The organism is Pseudocoprococcus catus, assembly GCF_019734885.1.
Lineage (GTDB): Bacteria > Bacillota > Clostridia > Lachnospirales > Lachnospiraceae > Coprococcus_A > Coprococcus_A catus.
The window spans coordinates 1-22,162 of sequence record NZ_JAAXCM010000025.1; the positions used below are offsets into that span (position 1 = coordinate 1).

The 22,162-nt window shown below is 42.5% G+C and carries 19 protein-coding genes; 18 read left to right on the plus strand and 1 reads right to left on the minus strand.

The window, feature by feature from the left end; translation table 11 throughout:
* Positions 1-105: 105 nt before the first annotated feature.
* The 10 genes from HED67_RS06700 to HED67_RS06745 are packed head-to-tail and all read left to right on the plus strand — an operon-like array spanning position 106 to position 10,937.
* The gene (locus HED67_RS06700) at positions 106-1,197 is read left to right on the plus strand and encodes a DUF2194 domain-containing protein (protein ID WP_221717822.1); all 1,092 of its coding nucleotides are present in this window, start codon (positions 106-108) and stop codon (positions 1,195-1,197) included.
* 26 nt (positions 1,198-1,223) lie between these two features.
* Positions 1,224-2,672 (plus strand): GT4 family glycosyltransferase PelF, encoded by a 1,449-nt coding sequence (gene pelF / locus HED67_RS06705; RefSeq protein WP_221717823.1) that lies wholly within the window; start codon positions 1,224-1,226, stop codon positions 2,670-2,672.
* Positions 2,673-2,691: 19 nt separating this feature from the next.
* A complete protein-coding gene (gene pelG, locus HED67_RS06710) occupies positions 2,692-4,155 on the plus strand; it encodes an exopolysaccharide Pel transporter PelG (RefSeq protein WP_221717824.1) in 1,464 nt (487 codons plus the stop codon).
* A complete protein-coding gene (locus tag HED67_RS06715) occupies positions 4,155-4,568 on the plus strand; it encodes a DUF2304 domain-containing protein (protein WP_221717825.1) in 414 nt (137 codons plus the stop codon). Before pelG ends, HED67_RS06715 begins: the two co-directional genes overlap by 1 nt.
* Before the next feature lie 25 nt (positions 4,569-4,593).
* Complete coding sequence (locus tag HED67_RS06720; RefSeq protein ID WP_221717826.1) at positions 4,594-5,805, plus strand: glycosyltransferase; 1,212 nt, start codon at positions 4,594-4,596, stop codon at positions 5,803-5,805.
* Positions 5,806-5,811: 6 nt separating this feature from the next.
* Complete coding sequence (locus HED67_RS06725; RefSeq protein ID WP_178440934.1) at positions 5,812-6,609, plus strand: glycosyltransferase family 2 protein; 798 nt, start codon at positions 5,812-5,814, stop codon at positions 6,607-6,609.
* A gap of 58 nt (positions 6,610-6,667) precedes the next feature.
* Positions 6,668-7,861 (plus strand): DUF4832 domain-containing protein, encoded by a 1,194-nt coding sequence (locus tag HED67_RS06730; protein WP_178440936.1) that lies wholly within the window; start codon positions 6,668-6,670, stop codon positions 7,859-7,861.
* 35 nt (positions 7,862-7,896) lie between these two features.
* Complete coding sequence (locus HED67_RS06735; RefSeq protein ID WP_221717827.1) at positions 7,897-9,450, plus strand: lipopolysaccharide biosynthesis protein; 1,554 nt, start codon at positions 7,897-7,899, stop codon at positions 9,448-9,450.
* The gene (locus tag HED67_RS06740) at positions 9,375-10,550 is read left to right on the plus strand and encodes a glycosyltransferase family 2 protein (RefSeq protein WP_221717828.1); all 1,176 of its coding nucleotides are present in this window, start codon (positions 9,375-9,377) and stop codon (positions 10,548-10,550) included. The genes HED67_RS06735 and HED67_RS06740 overlap by 76 nt, the downstream gene beginning before the upstream one ends.
* Before the next feature lie 39 nt (positions 10,551-10,589).
* Positions 10,590-10,937: an Hpt domain-containing protein gene (locus tag HED67_RS06745; protein WP_178440942.1), complete on the plus strand. Its 348-nt coding sequence runs from the start codon at positions 10,590-10,592 to the stop codon at positions 10,935-10,937.
* A 73-nt stretch (positions 10,938-11,010) separates the two neighbouring features.
* Here the strand turns inward: HED67_RS06745 and HED67_RS06750 are convergent, their stop codons facing one another.
* Positions 11,011-12,006 (minus strand): NlpC/P60 family protein, encoded by a 996-nt coding sequence (locus HED67_RS06750; RefSeq protein WP_221717829.1) that lies wholly within the window; start codon positions 12,004-12,006, stop codon positions 11,011-11,013.
* A 468-nt stretch (positions 12,007-12,474) separates the two neighbouring features.
* Here HED67_RS06750 and gatC point away from each other — a divergent pair, with 468 nt between their 5' ends.
* The 8 genes from gatC to HED67_RS06790 all read left to right on the plus strand — a co-directional run bounded on the left by gatC (position 12,475) and on the right by HED67_RS06790 (position 21,997).
* Complete coding sequence (gatC, locus tag HED67_RS06755; RefSeq protein ID WP_178440946.1) at positions 12,475-12,768, plus strand: Asp-tRNA(Asn)/Glu-tRNA(Gln) amidotransferase subunit GatC; 294 nt, start codon at positions 12,475-12,477, stop codon at positions 12,766-12,768.
* Positions 12,769-12,784: 16 nt separating this feature from the next.
* Positions 12,785-14,257 (plus strand): Asp-tRNA(Asn)/Glu-tRNA(Gln) amidotransferase subunit GatA, encoded by a 1,473-nt coding sequence (gene gatA, locus HED67_RS06760; protein WP_221717830.1) that lies wholly within the window; start codon positions 12,785-12,787, stop codon positions 14,255-14,257.
* A gap of 2 nt (positions 14,258-14,259) precedes the next feature.
* Complete coding sequence (gene gatB / locus HED67_RS06765) at positions 14,260-15,693, plus strand: Asp-tRNA(Asn)/Glu-tRNA(Gln) amidotransferase subunit GatB (RefSeq protein ID WP_221717831.1); 1,434 nt, start codon at positions 14,260-14,262, stop codon at positions 15,691-15,693.
* 198 nt (positions 15,694-15,891) lie between these two features.
* Positions 15,892-16,560, plus strand: a complete 669-nt coding sequence (locus HED67_RS06770) for a YesL family protein (protein ID WP_178440952.1) — start codon at positions 15,892-15,894, stop codon at positions 16,558-16,560.
* Between the two features lie 315 nt (positions 16,561-16,875).
* The gene (gene purC / locus HED67_RS06775; RefSeq protein ID WP_221717832.1) at positions 16,876-17,583 is read left to right on the plus strand and encodes a phosphoribosylaminoimidazolesuccinocarboxamide synthase; all 708 of its coding nucleotides are present in this window, start codon (positions 16,876-16,878) and stop codon (positions 17,581-17,583) included.
* Positions 17,584-17,605: 22 nt separating this feature from the next.
* Entirely contained in the window at positions 17,606-19,054 is a 1,449-nt protein-coding gene (gene purF / locus HED67_RS06780) for an amidophosphoribosyltransferase (RefSeq protein ID WP_178440956.1), read from the plus strand.
* A gap of 714 nt (positions 19,055-19,768) precedes the next feature.
* Positions 19,769-21,202 carry an adenylosuccinate lyase gene (gene purB, locus HED67_RS06785; RefSeq protein WP_221717833.1) on the plus strand — a complete coding sequence of 478 codons (1,434 nt, stop codon included), beginning with the start codon at positions 19,769-19,771 and terminating at the stop codon, positions 21,200-21,202.
* A gap of 240 nt (positions 21,203-21,442) precedes the next feature.
* Positions 21,443-21,997, plus strand: a complete 555-nt coding sequence (locus HED67_RS06790; RefSeq protein WP_221717834.1) for a DUF5721 family protein — start codon at positions 21,443-21,445, stop codon at positions 21,995-21,997.
* Positions 21,998-22,162: the final 165 nt, after the last annotated feature.

Here is a 22,162-nt window from a genome sequence, read left to right on the forward strand (position 1 = left end):
ATATCAAAAGTAAAAAAGCAGGAATCATAATTTATAATAATTACGATTTCTGCTTTTTGCTAAAGTTAATGACATTGAGAAAAAGAAGCCATTCGAAATGAAGATGTGCCGTCACTGATATGGAGAAATGGTATTGACAACGGCAGTGTATTTGCAGTGTGCGGTGATTATATGAAAGACAGTACAGCCATCGGTATCCTTGATGGCATGATGGCAGAAGCCAATACTTATTATATTTACCCGGTTGTCAATGCACAGAATCTGGCGGTTGTTAATTTTCCGGAATTGTCAGATGTCAATAATGATGAGATGCAGAATTTATACAGCCGTTCATCAATGGGGCTGCAGAGAGATGTTTTATGGCCGGCTTTAATATCAGCCATGGATTTGAGCCATTTGCGGGTGACAGCATTTCTTCATAAAGAAGATACGAAGAATAATGATTCAGATACCGATACGCTGCGCTTTTACTTGAGACAATTAAAAGAGCAGAACGGAGAAGCGGGCATTTTGCTGGATCAGACGAATACAGCGTCGTTGCAGTCGTATCTTGCATCATCGGGAAGCCAGTATCAGTATGGGGCTTTTTATTCAGAAGATCCGTCAATGGCTTTTTATGAAGAACAAAAGGATCAGCCTGTATTTGAAAATATACGGACGCTGATGTGTCCGTATTCAGGAGCCCATCCGGTATTGTCTTATTATAATGATGATGTAACGCTGCAGGAAGCAACCAGTGACGGTGTTCACTATACATTTAGTGATGATATACGGATGAGAAGTATTCAAAGTGCCCTTGGCTATACAGGAATTGTGTTGGATCTGAGCGATGTATTCTGGCCAAATGGAACATCCGACGGTTGGGAAGTCCTTCAGGAGCGTTTGACAAGTAATCTGCGGACTTACTGGAAAAAGTTTTCGTGTTTTGACAGCACAACACTTTCAGAGAGTGACCAGAGAGTTCGTAAATTTCTGAATATGAACTATGAGGCAACATATTTCAATAAAGAAATAGTATTAAAAACAACGCAGCAGGACAGCTGGTTTGTTCTGAGGACACATGATGCCCCGATTCAAAAGATATCAGGCGGTACCTGGTCGGAAATTGAGAAAGATGCATATCTGATTCACTGTGAAGATGATACAGTGGTCATTGAGTTAAAAGGTGATGCGTCACTATATCTTTCAAAAGATTAAGAAAACAAATGAAAAGAGGTGATAAAATGAAGGTCTGTATCGTGGCAGAAGGATGTTATCCATACATGGTCGGCGGTGTATCCGGTTGGATCAATAGTATGATACAATCTTTCCCGAACATTGAATTTATCGTACTTGCAATTGTCGCTAATCGCTCTATGAGGGGGAAGTTCAAATATGAGCTTCCTGATAATCTGACGGAAGTTTATGAAGTCTATCTGGAAGACTATGAATGGAAAACAGGAGTCAGATATCGGGATGTACATCTGAATCAGGAAGAATACCGTCAAATGAGAAATATGATTTTGAATCAGGATACGGACTGGAATGTCATTTTTGACCTTTTTCATGATAAGATTCGTTCTGTCAATGATTTTTTGATGGGAAAAGATTTCTTTCACATTGTTCGGGAATGCTATGAGATGAAGTATGCCAATATTATCTTTTCGGATTTTCTCTGGACCATGCGTTCGATTTATCTGCCTCTGATGCTTGTATTAAAAATGGATGTACCGGAGGCTGATCTTTATCATTGTGTGGCAACGGGTTATGCCGGTGTACTGGGCAGCATGGCCAAACATTTTCATGGAAGTTCACTGCTGATTTCCGAACACGGTATTTATACCCGTGAAAGAGAAGAGGAGATCATCAAGGCAGAATGGGTCAGAGGAATCTACAAGAATATGTGGATCGAACAGTTCAAGAAGATGTCACTGCTGGCTTATCGTCAGGCAGATATGGTGACATCCCTTTATGAACATGCGAAGAAACTGCAGATTGAGCTTGGGTGTCCTCCGGAAAAGATACAGGTGACACCAAACGGCATTAATACAGAACGCCTGGCAGATATTCCCCAGAAAACAGAGGATGAGAAGCAATGGGTCAATGCGGGGGCGGTACTTCGTGTTACACCGATCAAAGATGTGAAAACGATGATACAGGCTTTTGCCTTTGCAAAGAAGCAGGTGCCGCAGTTGAAACTTTGGATCATGGGTCCGACGGATGAAGATCAGACCTATGCAGATGAGTGTTTTGAACTGGTGAAAACACTGGAGCTTGATGATGTTGTATTTACAGGCAGAATCGATGTGAAGGATTATCTTGGCAAAATGGATTTTACACTGCTTACCAGTATCAGTGAAGGACAGCCGTTGACGATTCTCGAAAGCTTTGCGGCTCACAGACCGGTTATTGCAACGGATGTTGGTAATTGCCGTGAGTTGATTTATGGCAATCAGGATGAATTTGGAGAGGCCGGCATCCTGACTCACATTATGAATCTGGAGGAAATTGCCGGAGCGATGGTTGAACTGGCGATGAATGATGCAGTGAGAATGGCAATGGGAGAGGCAGGCTATCGAAGAGTCATGGCCTTTTACAGAATTGAACAGATGAAAGACGTTTACAAAAAAATTTACCGGAAATTTTCGGATCAGCATCAGAAAGCATGGACAGAGGAACCATTTAGGATTTAGGACAGGGAGATGAGGTAAGATGGCCGGAATTGGTGTCAGGTTAAATAAAATCTATGGAAAAAATACATTGACAACAGATCTTGTCGGTGTAGGATATAGTACAGTTGTAACAATCGCACCGATGCTGGTTGTTATTGGTGCCATTGTGGCGATGGAATATTTTCTTGGATTTTCCAGGATCGTGTATAGGGAGAGAGAACTTTTTTCTAGTACGATACTTTATATTTTTATCTTTTCACTTTTGACAGCAGCACCGTTCAACTCGGTGTTGTCCCGTTATATGTCAGATGTCATTTACAATGAAACCTATGAGGATATTTTGCCCTGCTATTATCTGGGACTTTTGATGAATGTCGTTTTCAGTGCTTTGCCGGGAATTCTTTTCTGCGTCCATGAGCATTTTGTCGGCGGCGTCAATGTGATCTATGTATTTACCGGATATTGCGGTTATATGGCGCTTGTATTTGTTTTCTATTCCATGCTGTATTTGTCTATTTGTAAAGACTATAAGAAAATTTCATTTTTCTTTATGATCGGAATGATTCTGACTGTGCTGATATCACTCTTTTTTGTCAAAGTAATCGGGTGGCCGGTGACCTATAGTATGCTGCTGTCGATCACAATCGGTTTCTGGATGATCGCAGCACTGGAATTTTCTGTTGTCAGAAGCTATTTCAGGGTCAACAGCGGAAAGTACAAAGAGGTGTTGGAATATTTCAGAAAATACTGGCAGCTTGTAATAACTAACTTCTTATATATCCTTGGCTTATACGTGCATAATTTTGTTTTTTGGACAACGGATCTGAGAATGGTGGTGGCAAAGAGTTTTGTCAGTGTGACAACTTATGACATGGCCACATGTCTTGCCATGTTTACCAATATATCTGCCAGTGTTATTTTTATCAGCCGTGTGGAGATGCATTTTCATGAAAGATACAAAGTGTATTCAGAGGCTGTAACCGGCGGACGAGGTGTAGATATCCGAGTAGCCAAGAAGCGAATGTTCAGGATGTTGTCGGAAGAACTGGTAAGTCTTGCCAGAGTGCAGTTTATTATTTCACTGATCATTTTCCTTCTGGCAATGGTTCTTCTTCCGAAATTCGGATTTGGCGGTTTAACACTGCGTATTTATCCATGCCTTGCAGCTGGTTATTTCATATTATTTTTGATGTATGCAGAGATTATCTTTTTGTATTATTTCAATGATCTGTCGGGAGCAGTACTGACCGGGGTTGCCTTTTGCTTATCTGTGTTGGTCGGAAGTATCATTTCCACACAATTTCAGGATATATGGTATGGTGCAGGACTGATGGCAGGCAGCTTTGTCGGATGGACTGCGGGATACTTAAGGCTGCGTTGGCTTGAAAGGAATCTGGATGAACATATTTTCTGTAAAGGAATGCTTATGAAGAGCAGACATTTACCAAAACCTTCTTCAAAGGTTTACAGCAGATATACAATACAGAAGGGAGTGGATGATTAATGGCGATGGCAATAGCTTTGAGAATTGTATTGATTCTTTTGGGATGTTATCTTCTTGTGATGACGTTGTTGTCACTGGCACGAAGAAAAATGTCTGAACAATTTTGCCTTGTATGGGCATTGATGTCAGTGCTGATGGTTTTGACCGGTTTTTTATTAAAACCTTCTTCCATAGAACGTTTTATCAGTGCCAGAGGCTTTATTCTGATTATAATCGCACTTTTTGGTGTTTTGTGGGGACTTTGGTTTATCAGTACGCAGGTATCCATTCTGATCAGAAAGAATCAGGAACTGGCAATTCAGATTTCACTTTTAAATCAGGATATCGAACGATTGTCGACAGAAATCGAGGAATATAAAAAGACCTTGCAATCACGGTTCCAGAGGAATAAAATAGAAACAAATAACAGGTAAGACCTGTAAATTCTGAGGGATACCTATGAAAAAAGTATTATTTGTGATCAATACACTGGGGCAGGCGGGGGCTGAAAAAGCACTGTTGGAATTGATGAAGCACTTTTCGCCGGATGAGTATGAGGTGTCATTATATGTATTGCTTGGGCAGGGAGAGCTGATTCATGATCTGCCTCGCTATGTCAAAGTTCTGAATAAAGATTATTCGGATGCTTCCGTGCTATCAGGAAAAGGCAAGAAAATTCTCAAACAGCGAGTTTTCAGAAGATTATTTCAGAAGGGCGCTTTGCTGAAGAATTTCCCCGGGATATTATGTGCATTAGCAGGTGGTTTGAGAAGAAAGAAACTTGGAATAGATAAGCTTCTGTGGCGGGTGATGTCTGATAGTGCCTGGTATCCGGATGAGCATTATGATCTGGCGGTTGCTTATATTGAAGGCGGCGCCGCCTATTATGTACATGATCATGTCCGGGCAGACAAAAAGATGACATTTTTGCATGTGGATTATAGACAGGCGGGCTACACGAGACAGTTAGATCAGGATTGTTACATTGATTATGATAAGATTTTTACAGTATCTTCGGAGGTCAGCAGGAGTTTTTTGTCTGTTTATCCGGAATGTAAAGGAAAAACCGAAGTGTTTCATAATCTGATTGATCAGGAAGAAATCAGGAGGAAGGCAATGCTGCCCGGAGGATTTTCAGATATTTATGACGGCTTTCGAATACTGACGGTGGGACGCCTGACATCTCAGAAAGCTTATGAGATTGCGGTGGATGCCATGTATAAAGTGAAAAATGCAGGTGTGAGGGCCAGATGGTATGTGTTGGGTGAGGGGGAACTAAGAAACAGTCTGCAGGCTCAGATCGATGGTCTCGGGTTGCAGGATGATTTTATTTTGTTGGGAACGGCTGCAAATCCGTATCCGTACTACAGACAGTGTGACCTGTATGTACATGCCACCCGCTTTGAGGGAAAAAGCCTTGCTATTCAGGAAGCCAAGACCCTTGGATGTGCTGTTCTTGTCTCGAATTGCAGCGGCAACAGAGAGCAGGTAACAGATGGTGTCGATGGTGCTATGTGTGCATTATCCGCAGAGGCAGTGAGCCAAAAAATCATTGATCTTTTGAGTGACAATGAAAAGCGGCATCAATATGGAGAAAGGGCAGCTGTCAGTCGCATCAACAATGATGTAGATATTAGAAAAGTTTTTGAATTACAATCCGAAAAGGGATGATAATAGATGAAAGTCAAAAAAGAAGTATTGATTATTATACCAGCCTATAATGAGGAGAAAACGATCCCGCAGCTTCTTCAGCAGCTTGAGCAGGCGAAGATCACGGATTATGCGGATGTACTGGTGATGAATGATGCATCTGCGGATGCCACAAGCTGGGTGACAAAACAGCAAAAGTGTACGACGGTGGTCAGTCATGTGTTTAATCTCGGATATGGCAGTGGCCTGCAGCTTGGATACAAATATGCTATACGGCGTGGATATCAGTATGTGATACAGATGGATGCTGACGGACAGCATGATGTCTGCAATATCTCGGCCTTGTATCAGGCATTGAAAACACCGGATGCAGATGGAGAACTTCCGGACATTGTTTTGGGCGCCAGATTTATGAAAGGCAGTCCGGAATTTGACGTATCTCTGGCAAAGAAGATAGCTTTTGTTCTTTTCAGAAACATGATACGGATTGGAACAGGTGTACATATCAATGATCCTACGACGGGGCTTCAGGGACTGAATTGGAAAACCGTCCTGTTTTATTCGAAATTTGAACATTTTGATGACAAATATCCGGATGCCAATATGATCATGCAGATGCTGCTGTTGGGATTTAAGATCCGGGAGATACCGGCTGTTATGCATCAGCGTACAGAAGGTGTCAGTATGCATTCGGGGTTGAAGCCCTTTGTTTATATGTTTCGAATGACTTTCTCAATTATTGCAGTCTGGATTCGGGAAAAAATATTAAAAATAGATGTTGGTGATATTGATGAGCTTCGGTTTTATCCAAGAAAGAACAGCTGATAATTGGTATTTTCATCAGGCAGAGCAATCATGTGATGGAAAGACCAGGCCAAATCCCATGCGCGGCTGGTACAGTATCTATACATTTCAGGCAGAGCAGAAACCGGATTTTGAAGATTTGAAGTGGTGCCTGCAGGAGAATGAAAGTATGGCCCTTGTCATTTTTGATATCGGTTATTTTAAAAATAAGGCATTAAGCAAGGATGCCCTTTTATATTTAGCACAAATTCTGGAATTTTTTTCTGAACATGAAAGGGATGTGATCCTGAGGCCGGTATATGATAGGGTAGGTAAAGGGCGACAGCATGAGCCGGAAACCTTTGAACAGGTGATGATGCATTTGCAGCAGATGGGGGAAGCCCTTCAGCAAAATGCCTTCAGTGTTGTTATCTTTCAGGGACTGCTCGTCGGATCCTGGGGTGAGATGCATGATTCATCTTATTTATCACAGGAACATTTGGAAAAGCTGAGCCAGTGTATACTTCCTTATCTGGAAAAAGAGATTTATCTGGCAGTTCGAACACCGGCACAGTGGCGTCAGCTTGTTGATGAGAAAACTTTTAATAACAGCATGTGTCGGATCACCCTGTTTGATGACGGCATTTTCGGATCGGATTCACATCTTGGAACCTTTGGAATGTATACAAAAGAAGCGGCAGGCTGGCAAAATGCCTGGATGAGAGAAGAAGAACTTATTTTTGAGGAAAAGCTTTGCTTAAAGGTGCCCTGCGGTGGAGAAGTTCTGGCATCCTGTGACGGAAAAAAACGTCATCCGGAGGATATGTATCAGGAGATACGCAAGATGCATTTATCTTACCTGAATAGCAAGCATGATATAAAACGACTTGATGAGTGGCGGGAAATGACCTGGCAGGGGCAAAGCTTTTATGACTATGTTTCGGAACATTTGGGGTATTGTTTTTCGGTGTCATCCATCAAATTTCAAATAAAGCATGGATTACGAAAGAAGCTGCAGTTATTGCTTGAGATAAAAAATGAGGGATTTGGTGTCTGTTTTCAGGAAACAGAGGCGGAACTTATCATAGAGTCAAATTCAGAGAAGCAGGTTATAATGGTGCCGATTGATTTTCGGCAGTGGAGGCCGGATGAGAAGAGACAGGTTGTAGTGAATCTGCCTTTTATAAAAGGTGAAATTTATTTGGCTGTCAGAAGAAAGAGAGACAAAAGGCCGATTTTTTTTAAGGGTCAGAAGAATGAAGCAGTGGCACTCGGTTCTTTAACACAACGATGACAGATGAGGCGGAGATAAATCCGGGAGGACATAAAATGGAACGGATAAGCAGAACAGAACATTCTGTCAGAAATACAACAATTGCATTTGCGGCACAAAGTGCTGCTATTTTGATGGGATTCGTAACGAGAGTTGTTTTTACAAGAACGTTAAGCGAAGGCTATGTGGGTATTAACGGCCTGTTTACGGACATACTGAATATTCTGTCTTTATCGGAACTGGGGGTTGGAACAGCCATTACCTATGCACTTTACGGGCCGATTGCCAAAAAAGATATTCAAAAGCAGCAGGTACTCATGCGGCTGTTTAAGAATTTCTACAGGCTGACAGCGGCTGTGGTATTGATCGTTGGTTTGATGCTTATTCCGTTTCTGGATGTTCTGATGAAAGACCGTCCTGATGTGGATCATTTGATATTGATCTATCTTTTATATTTGCTGAATTCAGTGGTTTCGTATCTGCTGATCTACAAGAGAACCCTGATAGATGCCTGTCAGTTGAATTACCTGACGGTGCTCTACCATAAAGGCTTTCTGATTCTTCAGGATATCTGTCAGATTATTATCTTGCTGGTGACGGGCAATTTCATCTTATTCCTTTGTGCGGCTATTTTGTGTACATTTATGGGCAATGTGATGATGTCCAGAAAGGCAGATCAGCTGTTCCCGTTTTTACGTGAAAAGTGTACAGCAAAATTATGTGATACAGAGAAAAAGGAAATCGGCAATAATGTCAAGGCGATGCTGATGCATAAAATCGGCAATGTAGCTGTGAATAATACCGATAATCTTTTGATTTCCAGTTTGGTAGGTGTTATCAGTGCAGGCATTTATTCTAACTATTATCTGGTGATCGGTTCGATCAGACAGATTCTGGATCAGGCTTTTCAGGGAATTGCAGCCAGTGTGGGAAATCTGGGGGTCACCGAGAACAGTGAGAAAAAGAACAGAATTTTTTTACAGACGTTTTTTATCGGACAGTGGATGTATGGGATTGCAGGTATCTGTCTGCTGGAAATGCTGAATCCTTTTATAGAGATGGCTTTTGGAAGAAAATACCTTTTCCCTGAAGAAATTGTTCTGATATTATGTATTAATTTCTTTATAACAGGAACAAGAAAAGCCGTACTGATTTTTAAGGAATCCATGGGACTGTTCTGGTATGACCGTTATAAGGCCATTGTGGAAGCTGTATTGAATCTTGTGATATCCATTGTTTTGGCTATAAAGCTGGGAGTTGCAGGTATCTTCCTCGGTACATTTATGAGTACAGTCCTGACCTCTTTGTGGATTGAGCCATATGTACTGTATAAACATAGTTTTCATAAAAACCCGATGAGGTTTTTTACGAGATATGCGTGCAATATGCTGATCATGGCTTTTGTATGGTGGTGTACGCATTATTGCTGCATGTTGGTGTCTGCTGGTCCGCTGATCAATCTTTTATTTAGAATTTTGGTTTGTATGAGTATACCGAATCTGCTGTTGTGGCTTATTTACAGGAAAACATCAGAATGGCAGGATACAGTGCTTGTTTTGGAACGGATGCGTCAGAAGCTGGAGAAAAAAACAGGCATAAGGGTATCATAGAAAGAGGAGTTGAAAAAATATTGCAGACTGCAGAGCAGAAAGTTTCTGTCATTGTACCCGTATATAATGCGGAAAAATATCTGAGACAGGCATTGGATAGTATATTAAAGCAGGATTATCCTGAACTGGAGATTATTCTTGTTGAGAACATGTCGGAGGACGGCAGTATGAAAATCTGTCAGTCATACGAAAAAGCCCATAAGGAGATAAGGTTGTTCCGTGAGAAAAAAAGAGGTATGGGAGATGCGAGAAATACAGGATTGAAAAGGGCGACAGGGAAGTATATATGCTTTGTTGATGCAGATGATTATCTGCCGGATGAAAAAATAATTGCGAAATTTATAAATATTGCAGAACAAACGGCCTCAGATGTGGTAATATGTAATTACGCAAGATTGTGGAATGAAAAGCTGCTGCCGGCTGCGGAGCACAGAGCCTTTTCTGAATTGAATCCCGATACAGAGGATTTTCGATTTAAAGGCTTCTTTTCCGTTGGACATTTGTCTTATGTATGGGCAAAGCTATATAGAAAATCTTTTCTGGATGAACACGGGCTGCATTTTTCTTCACTGGAATATGCAGAAGATAAGCTGTTTAATATACAGTGTTACATGTCGGGAGCTGTATATACATATATTGAGGACAGGGGATATATTTACAGAAAGAATGATAATTCCATTTCTTATCGGTACAAGCCTGAATCGATGAAATGTTGGCTGACAATTGCCGGAACCCTGCAGAAAGATATGGCACAGGCTGTACAAAAGAGAGAAGTTTATGAAGGATTTATTCGGTATCTGATATTCTTTGCTGCTTTTTTTGACGCAGAGATGGATTATACAGCTTATCACCGTTCGAAGAAAGCCGTGAGAAGATGCCTGAAAGCTTACAGTACGCATCCGCTTGCAGCAAAGTGTTTTAAAGAATTGACGGACAGAAGGAAGACAGGTACACTTTCGCAGTGGCTCTGGCGCTGGATGCTCTGGGGATTTTCTTTTGGAATGCAGCATCATTTGTATGGGTTATTGACACTTGGTATCAAGGCTTTGATTGATTTGAGGATTGACGAGAGACTTTCAGATACAGGGCTTAGAGAATAACCTGCACATAAATACTAAAAAATATTGGGAGGTACAGAGATGACTGCAAAAGAAGCATATGAATCAGTGGATTCAAATTACGACAACGTATTAAAGAGACTTGGAAGTGAGGCAATGATCAAGAGATTTGCCGTTAAATTTCTGGATGATCCAACATTTAATGAATTGGAGCAGGCATTAGAAGCGGGGAATGGTGAAGATGCTTTTCGTGCTGCACATACGATGAAAGGCATTTGCCTCAATCTTGGATTTGATAAGCTCTATGAAGTCAGTGCTGCTTTGACGGAGCAGCTCCGCGACCGTGAAATTGCAGGAAGCGAGGCAATGTACCAGAAGGTTGCTGAGCAGTATGATCGTTTGACTGCTGCACTGAAAGCCATTGATTAAGTGATTTGGATTCTCAGAGAATAAAGCAGCGATGGATTATTCCATCGCTGCTTTATTCTCTGAGACTTTTGCTTTAAACAAAGGGCCGGACAACACCTTTAACCAAGGGGTGCTGATAGGTAAGAACAGCAGATTCTGTCACCTGATTCGGCCAGGCTTCAATGACTTTATCATCACCAAGATAAATGGCGGAATGAATGACGGTACCTTTTTCATTGCAGTATATAATGATATCGCCGCGCCTGCGTTCTTTATAATCCACATGTTTGAACTTAGAGGAAGCCCAGATATTCGCGGATTCATATTCGTAACCCGGTGAGGCATGCCGTACAGGATTAATTGGGCTCATATCAATACCGGCTGCATAAAGGGCCTGCATAATGAGACCGCTGCAGTCGATGCCAAGCCCGGGTGCACCGGATGCACCGATGACATAATTATCACCGAGATAGTCGTAAGCCCTGCTGATCATGGCTTCAATACAGGCGGTCCGGCTGCTGGTATTGTCTATACGAAGGGGAGAAACATAGGCACCGAGGGTGTACCAGTCCTCTTCGGAAAGCCCCATGGCCAGCCATGTGGTCAGGTCAACTGTGCCGGTGGCATCCAGACCGTGCTGAGCCTGATAATCAGCAACTTTATCGGCAACTTCAGATGTATAAAGGGCACCGTTCATTCCAACAGCATTGCCAAGCCCCAGTGCCTGGATCACTTTGGCTGTTTTTAATCCTTCATAGCCCTCAGATAACTCATAATCCCCGCCGTCCAAAGAAATATTGTCCTGAATCTGGTAATACTTCAGGGGATTCTGATAAACTCGGTTCCCCAAAACCACTTTATGGGACAGAACCTGTTCGTATACCATCAAACCGCCCGAACAAACAACAACACCCACAAGAAGCATCAGAATAATTCGACGCCGCAAAGCCCTGCGCCGGGCCTTCTTTCGGGCTCTTTGCCTTTTTAAACGCTTTTGCCTGATCTGCTCTCTGGCTATCGATTCATCAACCAGAGCAAACCCATCCTCAAAAGCCAACTCAGTATATAAATGCTTAGTATTTCTGCTCATAATTATTATCCCCCTATCACATGATATTAATATGACAACGTATTCGTAGACTGATGAGTTTCGCATGCCATATCCAATGAACCTAATAAAAAAATACCATTCCCCTGCATCAAAATTGTATCGCTTTTATTGATTATTACGTTTTTTGAAAAAATTTCTGACATACTCTTCTCTATTTTTTCATTATTTGTTATACTATACCGTATATTAGGGGAACCGGATGAAACACGCGAAGCGTGTTTCATCCGGTATCGCGATATTCGGCAAGGCGCCATGCAATCATGGGCTTTGCCTCATTATTTGCGTAAAACATTTACCGATTTAATGTAATAAAGAAATCGGTGAATACGGGAAAGAATGTATGTGATAAATATAAGCAGATAAAATGTAAGATGTGGAGAGTCTTGTGAGCAAGATTTTTATATATATAAATGATATCTGCTGTACTGTTTAGATGAGACTGGAGGAATGAAAATGGCAATCACAGATGAAACAATTGAATATGTAGCCGCACTGGCAAAGCTTGATCTGACTGATGAAGAGAAGGAGCGGGCCAAGAAAGATCTTGGCAATATCATCGGCTATGTGGATACAATGAATCAGCTTGATACAACAGGTATCGAGCCAATGTCTCATGTATTTGCCTACCACAATGTATTCAGGGAGGACGTTGTGACAAACGGATCGGACAGAGACAATATTCTGGCCAATGCACCTGAAGAAAAAGACGGCGGTTTCAAAGTACCGAGAACGGTAGAATAGCGAGGAGAGAAAACAGATGGAGATCACAGCATTAACAGCCCTTGAACTGGGAAAAAAGATCAAAGCGGGCGAGGTGACGGTGGAAGAAGCTGTTAAAGCCCAGCTTGAGAAGATAAAAGAACGGGATGGTGTTTATAACTGTTATGTGACAGTGATGGAAGAAGAGGCCTTAAAGCGTGCGAAAGAAGTGCAGAAAAGGATTGATGCCGGTGAACTGGATGATTCACCTTTAGCCGGCGTGCCTGTGGCAATTAAGGACAATATCTGTACAAAAGGTGTCCTCACCACATGCAGTTCCAAGATCTTGAATAATTTTAAGCCGCCTTATGATGCGGCAGTTATTGAGAAACTGGAAGCAGCAGGCGCGGTGATCATCGGCAAAGTCAATATGGATGAGTTTGCCATGGGAAGTACAACAGAGACCTCTTATTTTGGACCTACAAAGAACCCATGGAATACGGAGCGTGTACCGGGCGGTTCATCAGGCGGTGCGGCAGCAGCAGTCGCCGCGGAGGAAGCATGGTATGCTCTTGGATCTGATACCGGCGGTTCCATTCGTCAGCCAAGTTCTTTCTGCGGTGTCACAGGTCTGAAACCGACCTACGGCAGTGTTTCACGATATGGTCTGATTGCCTATGCATCCTCATTGGACCAGATTGGACCGATCGCGAGAAATGTTTCCGATTGTGCCGCTGTTTTTGAAGCCATTGCAGGCTATGATGTCAAAGACAGCACCAGTGTCAAGATGGATGATTATCATTTTACGGAAGCCCTTGTGGATGACGTAAAGGGACTTCGTATCGGCATTCCGAAGGAATATCTGGGAGAAGGTCTTGATCCGGAAGTAAAAGAAGCTATTTTGGCAGCAGCAAAGACACTGGAAGAAAAAGGTGCCATTGTGGAAATGTTTGATATGGATATGGTGGATTATGCGATTCCGGCTTATTATGTCATTGCCTCAGCAGAAGCCAGCTCCAACCTTTCCAGATTTGACGGTGTGAAATATGGTTACCGGACACCAGACTTTGAGGACCTTCAGGATGTTTACAAGAAAACCCGTGATGAGGGCTTCGGCATGGAAGTGAAGCGCCGAATGATGATTGGTGCCTTTGTACTGAGTTCCGGTTATTATGATGCCTACTATATTAAAGCACTGCAGGTCAAAGCACTGATCAAGAAAGGTTTTGATGAAGCATTTGCAAAATATGATATTATTCTGGGACCGACAGCACCGACAACAGCCCTGAAGATGGGTGAGAATCTGTCTGATCCGCTGAAGATGTATCTTGGTGATATTTATACTGTTTCAGTTAATCTGGCAGGGCTTCCGGGCATCAGTCTGCCTTGCGGTATCGACAGCGATGGACTGCCGATCGGTGTGCAGATGATCGGACAGGCATTTTCAGAAAAAACATTGATTCGTGCGGCATATTCACTGGAACAGACAAGAAGCTATGAACGGCCGGCATGTGTGAAGGGAGAGAACTAGACATGAGAGAATATGAAACAGTCATTGGTCTTGAAGTTCACTGTGAACTGGCCACAAAAACAAAGATTTTCTGTGGTTGTACCACAGAATTCGGCGGTGAACCGAATACTCATGTCTGCCCTGTCTGCGCAGGCATGCCGGGTACTTTGCCTGTTCTCAATAAACAGGTTGTAGAGTATGCGCTCTCAGCCGGTGTAGCTTTAAACTGTGATATTACGCAGTACTGCAAGTTTGACAGAAAGAATTATTTTTATCCGGATCTTCCGAAGGCTTACCAGATTTCTCAGTTATATCTGCCAATCTGCCGCAATGGGCATGTGGACATTGAAGTGGATGGTGTGAAGAAGAGCATTGGCATTCATGAGATCCACATGGAAGAGGATGCGGGTAAACTGATCCATGATGAATGGGAAGACTGCACCATTGTTGACTATAACCGATGCGGTGTGCCGCTGATCGAAATTGTCAGTGAACCTGATATGCGCAGTGCGGACGAGGTGATTGTTTATCTTGAAAAGCTGCGTATGATTCTGCAGTATCTGGGCGTTTCAGATTGTAAGATGCAGGAAGGTTCCCTGCGTGCAGATATCAACCTGTCTGTGCGTGAGAAGGGCAGTGATAAACTTGGCACACGTACAGAGATGAAGAATATGAACTCTTTCAAGGCCATTGCCCGGGCCATTGAAGGGGAGATGAATCGTCAGATCGAGCTTCTGGAGAAAGGTAAATCCGTCACTCAGGAGACAAGAAGATGGGATGACAATAAATGTGCCAGCTATGCTATGCGTTCCAAAGAGGATGCACAGGATTACAGATACTTTCCGGATCCGGATCTTCCGCCGATATCCATCAGTGATGCCTGGCTTGAACGGGTGAAGGCAGCTCAGCCGGAAATGCGTGATGCAAAATGTGCCCGTTATGTGAAAGAATACGGTCTGACAGAGCATGATGCAGCCATTCTGACAGAATCCAGGAAAATGGCAGATATTTTCGAAGCAGCTGCAGCTATTTGTACAAAGCCGAAGGAAGTTTCAAATTGGTTGATGGTGGATACCATGCGTTTGCTTAAAGTACATGAAATGGATGCGGCAGATTTGAAATTCTCACCTGAGCATCTTGCAAAATTGATCGAACTGCTTGATGCAGGCACCATCAATCGACCGACAGCAAGAGATGTTTTTGAAAAGGTTTTTGCAGAGAATGTGGATCCTGAAGCTTATGTTGAGGCAAACGGTCTGAAGATTGAAGCTGATGACGGTGCCTTAAAAGGTGTTATTGAAGAAATTGTTGCAGCTAATCCGCAGTCTGTGGCAGACTATCATGCAGGCAAGAAGAAGGCCATCGGTTTCCTTGTGGGACAGACAATGAAAGCCATGAAGGGCAAGGCTGACCCGGGAACAGTGAATAAGATTCTGGCTGAAATTCTGAATCAGTAAAATACATGGATTCAAATTAAGGTTTTCTAAATCAGTCAAATGTATGGATTCAAATGAAAATTTTCTGAATTCGCCAATTGTATGGATTTAAATTAAGATTTTCTGAATCTGCCAAATAATTGTGTTCAAATCAGGGTTTCCTCCGTGCGTGACGGGAACCCTGTGGGGGTAAAATCAATAAAGGGGTAATATATAAGAATGGGAAGTTTTTTTTCAACGGATAATCCGTTGTTTACAGGCCTGGAATATATAACGAATATTATATATGCCAGTGTTTTGTGGATATTATTTTCAATACCTGTCATTACCATCGGTGCTTCATCCACGGCATTGTATTACACAGTAACGAAAGTCATCCGCCATGGAAGAAGTTACATATTCAGAGAGTTCTGGCAGAGCTTCAAGTCAAACCTCAAACAGTCCACTGCCGTGTGGCTGATTTATCTGTTATTGATGGCTGTATTGCTGATTGATATCAGAGTAATGGGCGGTTTTGGTACAGCCCCTGCGCAGACGCTGCAATTTATTTTTCTGGCCGGTATCTGCATGGTATCCGGTGTGATGGTTTATGCACTGGCTTATACAGCCCGTTTTGCTCAGGATACAAAGCATATCCTTACAAACAGCCTTCTCATGGCCATCAGGCATTTGCCGAAAACACTGCTCCTGATCATTATTCTGGCTGCAGCAGTGCTGGGATGCTATCTGTTTGGCCTTGCAGTTGTTTTTGTACCAGCAGTGGCTGCGCTTCTGGACAGTTTGATTCTGGAAAGCATTTTTGTTCAGTATATGAGCAAAGAAGATCTGGAAAAAGAAGAGTTGAGAAATCATCCGGAACAGTACGAATATGTGAACCGCAGGGAATAGATGACATTGCAGATTATGCGATAAAAAAGCTGCTTCATAAGCATACGAATCGCTGTTTTATTAATAAAACTTATAAAAAGAAAAAATGCCGATTTTCCAGGGAAAATATGGCATTTTTTTTAAACTTAATTGTGAAAATCCTATTGATTAAACAATCTATATGCGTTAAAATAGGGGCGAACAGAGAAAATGCGTCGGATAATGACGGAAACTCTCGAGATTACTTATGGACATATATAAGCACTGTTTATAAGCGGCTTTTATAAATGTTTCTATTAATTTTATTAATAAGTAAAGCGGAAGATGGAGGCAATCATGGAAAAGAAAGAATTGTTATACGAAGGTAAAGCAAAGAAGGTTTACACAACAGAGAATCCGGATGTTTTGATCGTGGACTACAAAGATGATGCAACAGCATTCAACGGTGTGAAGAAAGGTACGATTGTCGGCAAGGGTGTTGTGAATAACCGCATGACGAATCATATTTTCAGAATGCTGGAAGAGAAGGGGATTCCGACTCATTATATTGAAGAACTCAGTGACAGAGAGACAGCTGTAAAGAAAGTTGAGATCGTTCCGCTTGAGGTTATTGTAAGAAATGTTGCTGCAGGCAGTTTTTCCAAAAAGCTTGGTATTGAAGAAGGATTCAAACTGTTAAGCCCTACATTGGAATTCTCTTATAAGAACGATGAACTGGGTGATCCGATGATCAATGATTACTATGCCGTTGCCATTGGTGCAGCTACAAGAGAAGAAATCAATAAGATTACAGAACTTGTATTTAAAATCAATGAGATCCTGGTAGATTATTTCAAGAGTATCAAGGTTGATCTCATCGATTTCAAGGTAGAGTTTGGACGTTACAAAGGACAGATCATCCTTGCTGATGAAATTTCTCCGGATACATGCCGCTTCTGGGACAGCGAGACACATGAGAAGCTTGACAAAGACCGTTTCAGAAGAGACCTTGGTCATGTAGAGGAAGCTTACGAAGAGATTTACAGAAGAATCGGTCTGGCATAAGTCAGCGGATCAGGAGGACATTGTGGAAAAGCAGCTTCAGAATAAAGGCCGCAGTGAATGCGGTACAGATATAAAAGATGAACTTCACGAAGAATGCGGCGTCTTCGGCGCTTATAATCTGAAGGGTGAAGATATTGCCAATTGGGTATATTACGGTCTTTTTTCTCTGCAGCATCGCGGGCAGGAAAGCTGCGGCATCGCAGTCAGTGAGAACCGTGATATCCGATACTATAAAGACATGGGACTTGTCAGTGAAGTTTTTACACCGGAGAATCTGGACAAGCTTCATGGTGATATTGCTGTGGGACATGTGCGTTATTCTACAGCAGGCAGCAGCGTGCGTGCCAATGCACAGCCGCTTGTTACAAAGTACATTAAAGGCACACTGGCCATTGTACATAACGGCAATCTGGTCAATGCAGTTGATCTGAGAGAAGAACTTGAAAAGAACGGTGCTATTTTCCAGACAACCATCGATTCAGAGGTCATTGCCTACCTGGTAGCCAAAGAGCGTGTGACAAGCCGTTCTGTTGAAGAGGCTGTAGCCAAGGCCATGCAGTATATCAAAGGCGCTTACTCACTGCTTGTTATGAGCCCAAGAAAGATTACGGCTGCCAGAGATCCTTTTGGTTTTAAGCCACTTTGTCTCGGTAAGCGGGATGATACTTATGTTGTGGCATCTGAGACATGTGCGCTGGATACTGTTGGTGCTGAATTTATCAGAGATCTGGAACCAGGGGAGATCATCACGATCACTGAGGATGGTGTGAAATCCAATCGTCAGTACTGCAATATGTTCAAACCGGCCAGATGTATTTTTGAATATATCTACTTTGCGAGACCGGACAGCGTCATTGACGGTGTATCTGTCTTTGCATCCAGAATCATGGCAGGAAGAATTCTTGCCCAAAGCCATCCGGTAGAAGCGGATATGGTTGTGGGTGTACCGGAATCTGGCAATGCCGCAGCTATGGGATATGCTCTGGAATCCGGTATTCCGTACGGACAGGCTTTTGTCAAGAACACTTACGTCGGACGTACATTTATTAAGCCAAAGCAGAGCATGCGTGAGCAGAGCGTTAAGATTAAACTGAACGTTCTGAAGGAGAATGTTAAGGGCAAACGTATCATCATGGTGGATGACTCCATTGTCAGAGGAACAACCAGTGCAAATATCGTCACCATGCTGAGAAATGCAGGGGCCACAGAAGTCCATGTGCGCATCAGCTCGCCGCCGTTTAAGTTCCCTTGTTATTTTGGAACGGATATTCCAAGCGGTGACCAGCTGATCGCCAATCACCATACCATCGACGAAATCAGACAGCTTCTCGGTGCGGATTCCCTGGGTTATCTGGACTGCGACAGAATGAACGAAATGGTCAAAGACCTTGAATATTGCGACGCCTGTTTCACAGGAAACTATCCTGTGGACCCTCCGACGAGAGACATCCGCGGAGACATGGAAGTTTAAAAGCTTCTGAACTGAAAAGTTCAAGAAGCCTGCGGATGAAGCGTGTCATTATAGAACTATGAGAAACACGCTCCGCGAGTTTCTCAAGTTATCGCGGCCTCTACACTCCGTTTCGGTCGTTGCTAAACAAGCGCCACTGGCGCTTAGCAACGCCAAGGTCTCGTGCAAGCACGGACTTTGGCTCGTTGCTCGCGTAAATTAAAAAGGAGCAATGCAGCCCAGGCACGTTCGCACTGCTCCTTTTAATTCTATATTCGAAGTATTTGACCGCAGGCTGTAAGAAAAATCAGTTCAGAAGATTTTAAACTTCTGCCGGGAATCGAAGAATCCCGGACAAAGCAGATATCATACTTCTGCAAAAACGTAGTAGCATCCGAAATAAAAAAATGCTATAATGAGCGATGTAAGAAGACAGAAGAAGCTTTTCAACACTTAGGTTGAAGTGAGTCAGGGATTTGTTTTCTTTTAATCAATTATGCGATGAGATTAACAGGGATTGTGAAACTTGATACATCCCGGAAAGAAGATATAAAAATCGACAGGTCATAAGCAGGTGCTTCCAACGTGGCTGGTACTTAGGTGCTGTTTTGTAGCGACTTATGTACCACTGCCAACGTTGGGCAGCGCGAGCGTGCCTGCTATGACCTGTCGATTTTTATATCTTTCCGATAAACCTGAAGTTTCACAATCCCGTCAAATAAAAGGAGAAAAATTATGAATCACGAGATTTATCAGAGCCCCCTTTCAGAACGTTATGCCAGCAAGGAGATGCAGTATGTTTTTTCACCGGAGATGAAGTTTAAGACATGGAGAAGACTTTGGATCGCTTTGGCTGAAACAGAGCAGGAACTCGGTCTAGACATTACAGATGAGCAGATTGCGGAGCTGAAAGCTGCTAAGGATGATATTAATTATGGTGTAGCCAAGAAGCGTGAGAAAGAGGTTCGTCATGATGTCATGTCTCATGTTTATGCTTACGGACAGCAATGCCCGAAGGCAAAGGGGATTATCCATCTGGGTGCTACATCATGTTATGTTGGCGATAATACAGATGTGATCATTATGCGTGAAGCACTTTACATTGTCAGAAAGAAACTGATCAATGTTATTGCAGAATTGAAAGATTTTGCTATGAAGTACAGAAATATGCCGACACTGGCTTTCACACATTTCCAGCCGGCTCAGCCGACAACTGTCGGTAAGAGAGCAGCACTTTGGCTCAATGAACTGACCATGGATCTAGATGATGTGAATTATATTATTTCTCAGTTGAAGCTTCTTGGCTCCAAAGGTACAACAGGTACGCAGGCAAGTTTCCTGGAACTCTTTGACGGCGACCATGAGAAATGCAAAGAGGCTGATAAGAGAATTGCCCGGAAGATGGGATTTGAAGCCTGCTTCCCTGTTTCAGGACAGACATATTCCCGTAAGCTGGATACCCGTGTGTTAAATGTATTAAGCGGTATTGCTCAGAGTGCACATAAGTTTTCCAATGATATCCGTCTTCTTCAGCATCTGAAGGAAATTGAAGAACCTTTTGAAAAGAGCCAGATTGGTTCCTCAGCTATGGCTTACAAGAGAAATCCAATGAGAAGTGAACGTATTGCTTCCCTTTCAAGATATGTGATGGTAGATGTTTTGAATCCTGCGATCACAGCAGCCACACAGTGGTTTGAGAGAACACTGGATGATTCAGCCAACAAACGTCTCTGTGTGCCGGAAGGTTTTCTGGCTATTGATGGTATTCTGGATTTATATTTGAATGTTGTGGACGGGCTGGTTGTTTATCCGAAGGTTATTGAACAGCATCTGATGAACGAGCTGCCATTTATGGCAACTGAGAATATCATGATGGATGCAGTGAAAGCCGGCGGTGACAGACAGGAACTTCATGAGAAGATCCGTCAGCATTCTATGGCAGCAGGCCGTGTTGTTAAGGAAGAGGGTAAGCCAAACGACCTTCTTGAGCGTATTGCCGGTGACCCATCTTTCGGCATGACGATGGAGCAGCTTCAGTCCATTATGAAACCGGAGAACTTTGTGGGACGCGCACCGCAGCAGGTTGAAGAATTTGTCGAAGAAGTGATTCAGCCGATTTTGGATGCAAACAAAGAATTATTGGGTGTCAAGGCTGAAATTAACGTATAATCAGCTGCATGCAGAATAGAAGCTGAAGTGTGTGCACAATGATGGCTGGCACGAGGCAGCAGCGTTATATAATTTGTAACTGTTCAGAGCCAAGCAAAATTTCAAAAACAGGTATAAAATGCTTGCATTTTTAAGTCTATTTTTGAAATTTTATTTAGCGGATACGCCACACCGACGAAATGCGTAGCATTTTGGAGGTTGGCTCTGAACAGTTACTATAATTTAATAAAGAAGTTATTAGTGGCAGCATTATGTGTAAAAGCATGGTGCTGCCGGTTTGAGTATGGGGGAAAAGATTTGATTACGCTTGCAATCACAGATATCGGGGATTTTACAAGAAAATTACTGATTCAGAATGTTTTTGACCAGTTTTATGTTTTGGAGGGAGAAGTATCCACATTTGCTGCTTTTTCCATTGACGGGGAATTAAACGGGGATTACTATAGCAGTGATGAAACAGAGCTTCTTCGGGACAGAAAATGGAGTCTTTGGTCGGAGATTAAGCCGGTGGCCTTTTTGCTGATGAAGGGGAAGAAACTGCCTGTTTCCTTTAAATTTGTCCTTCAATTATCAGATCAGAATACAGACTGGCTCCTGGGAAAATATCATTTGGAATATTTGAAGGAACAGCTGTCCGGGCTGTATCTGAATATCCGTTATCAGGACAAGAAGCTGGTTTGTGTCACGGGACTTTCATACAAAACTTTTGTGATGGATAAGACGCTGGAACATGTCTGGGATGATACTGCGGCGCAGTTTATGAAGCAGAATGGGATTACAGTGGAAAAAGTGTAGAAATGTTGGAGGTTGTTAACAGTTAAATATAAATTGTAAAATCATATAAGTCGGTGTTGAGTTTTATAAGATATTAGAGTAGAATATTATTGAAAGGAGTTGATACTTTGAGTAAATATTATTCTATACATGAATTTTCAAAAATTATAGGCGTATCTGCTCAGA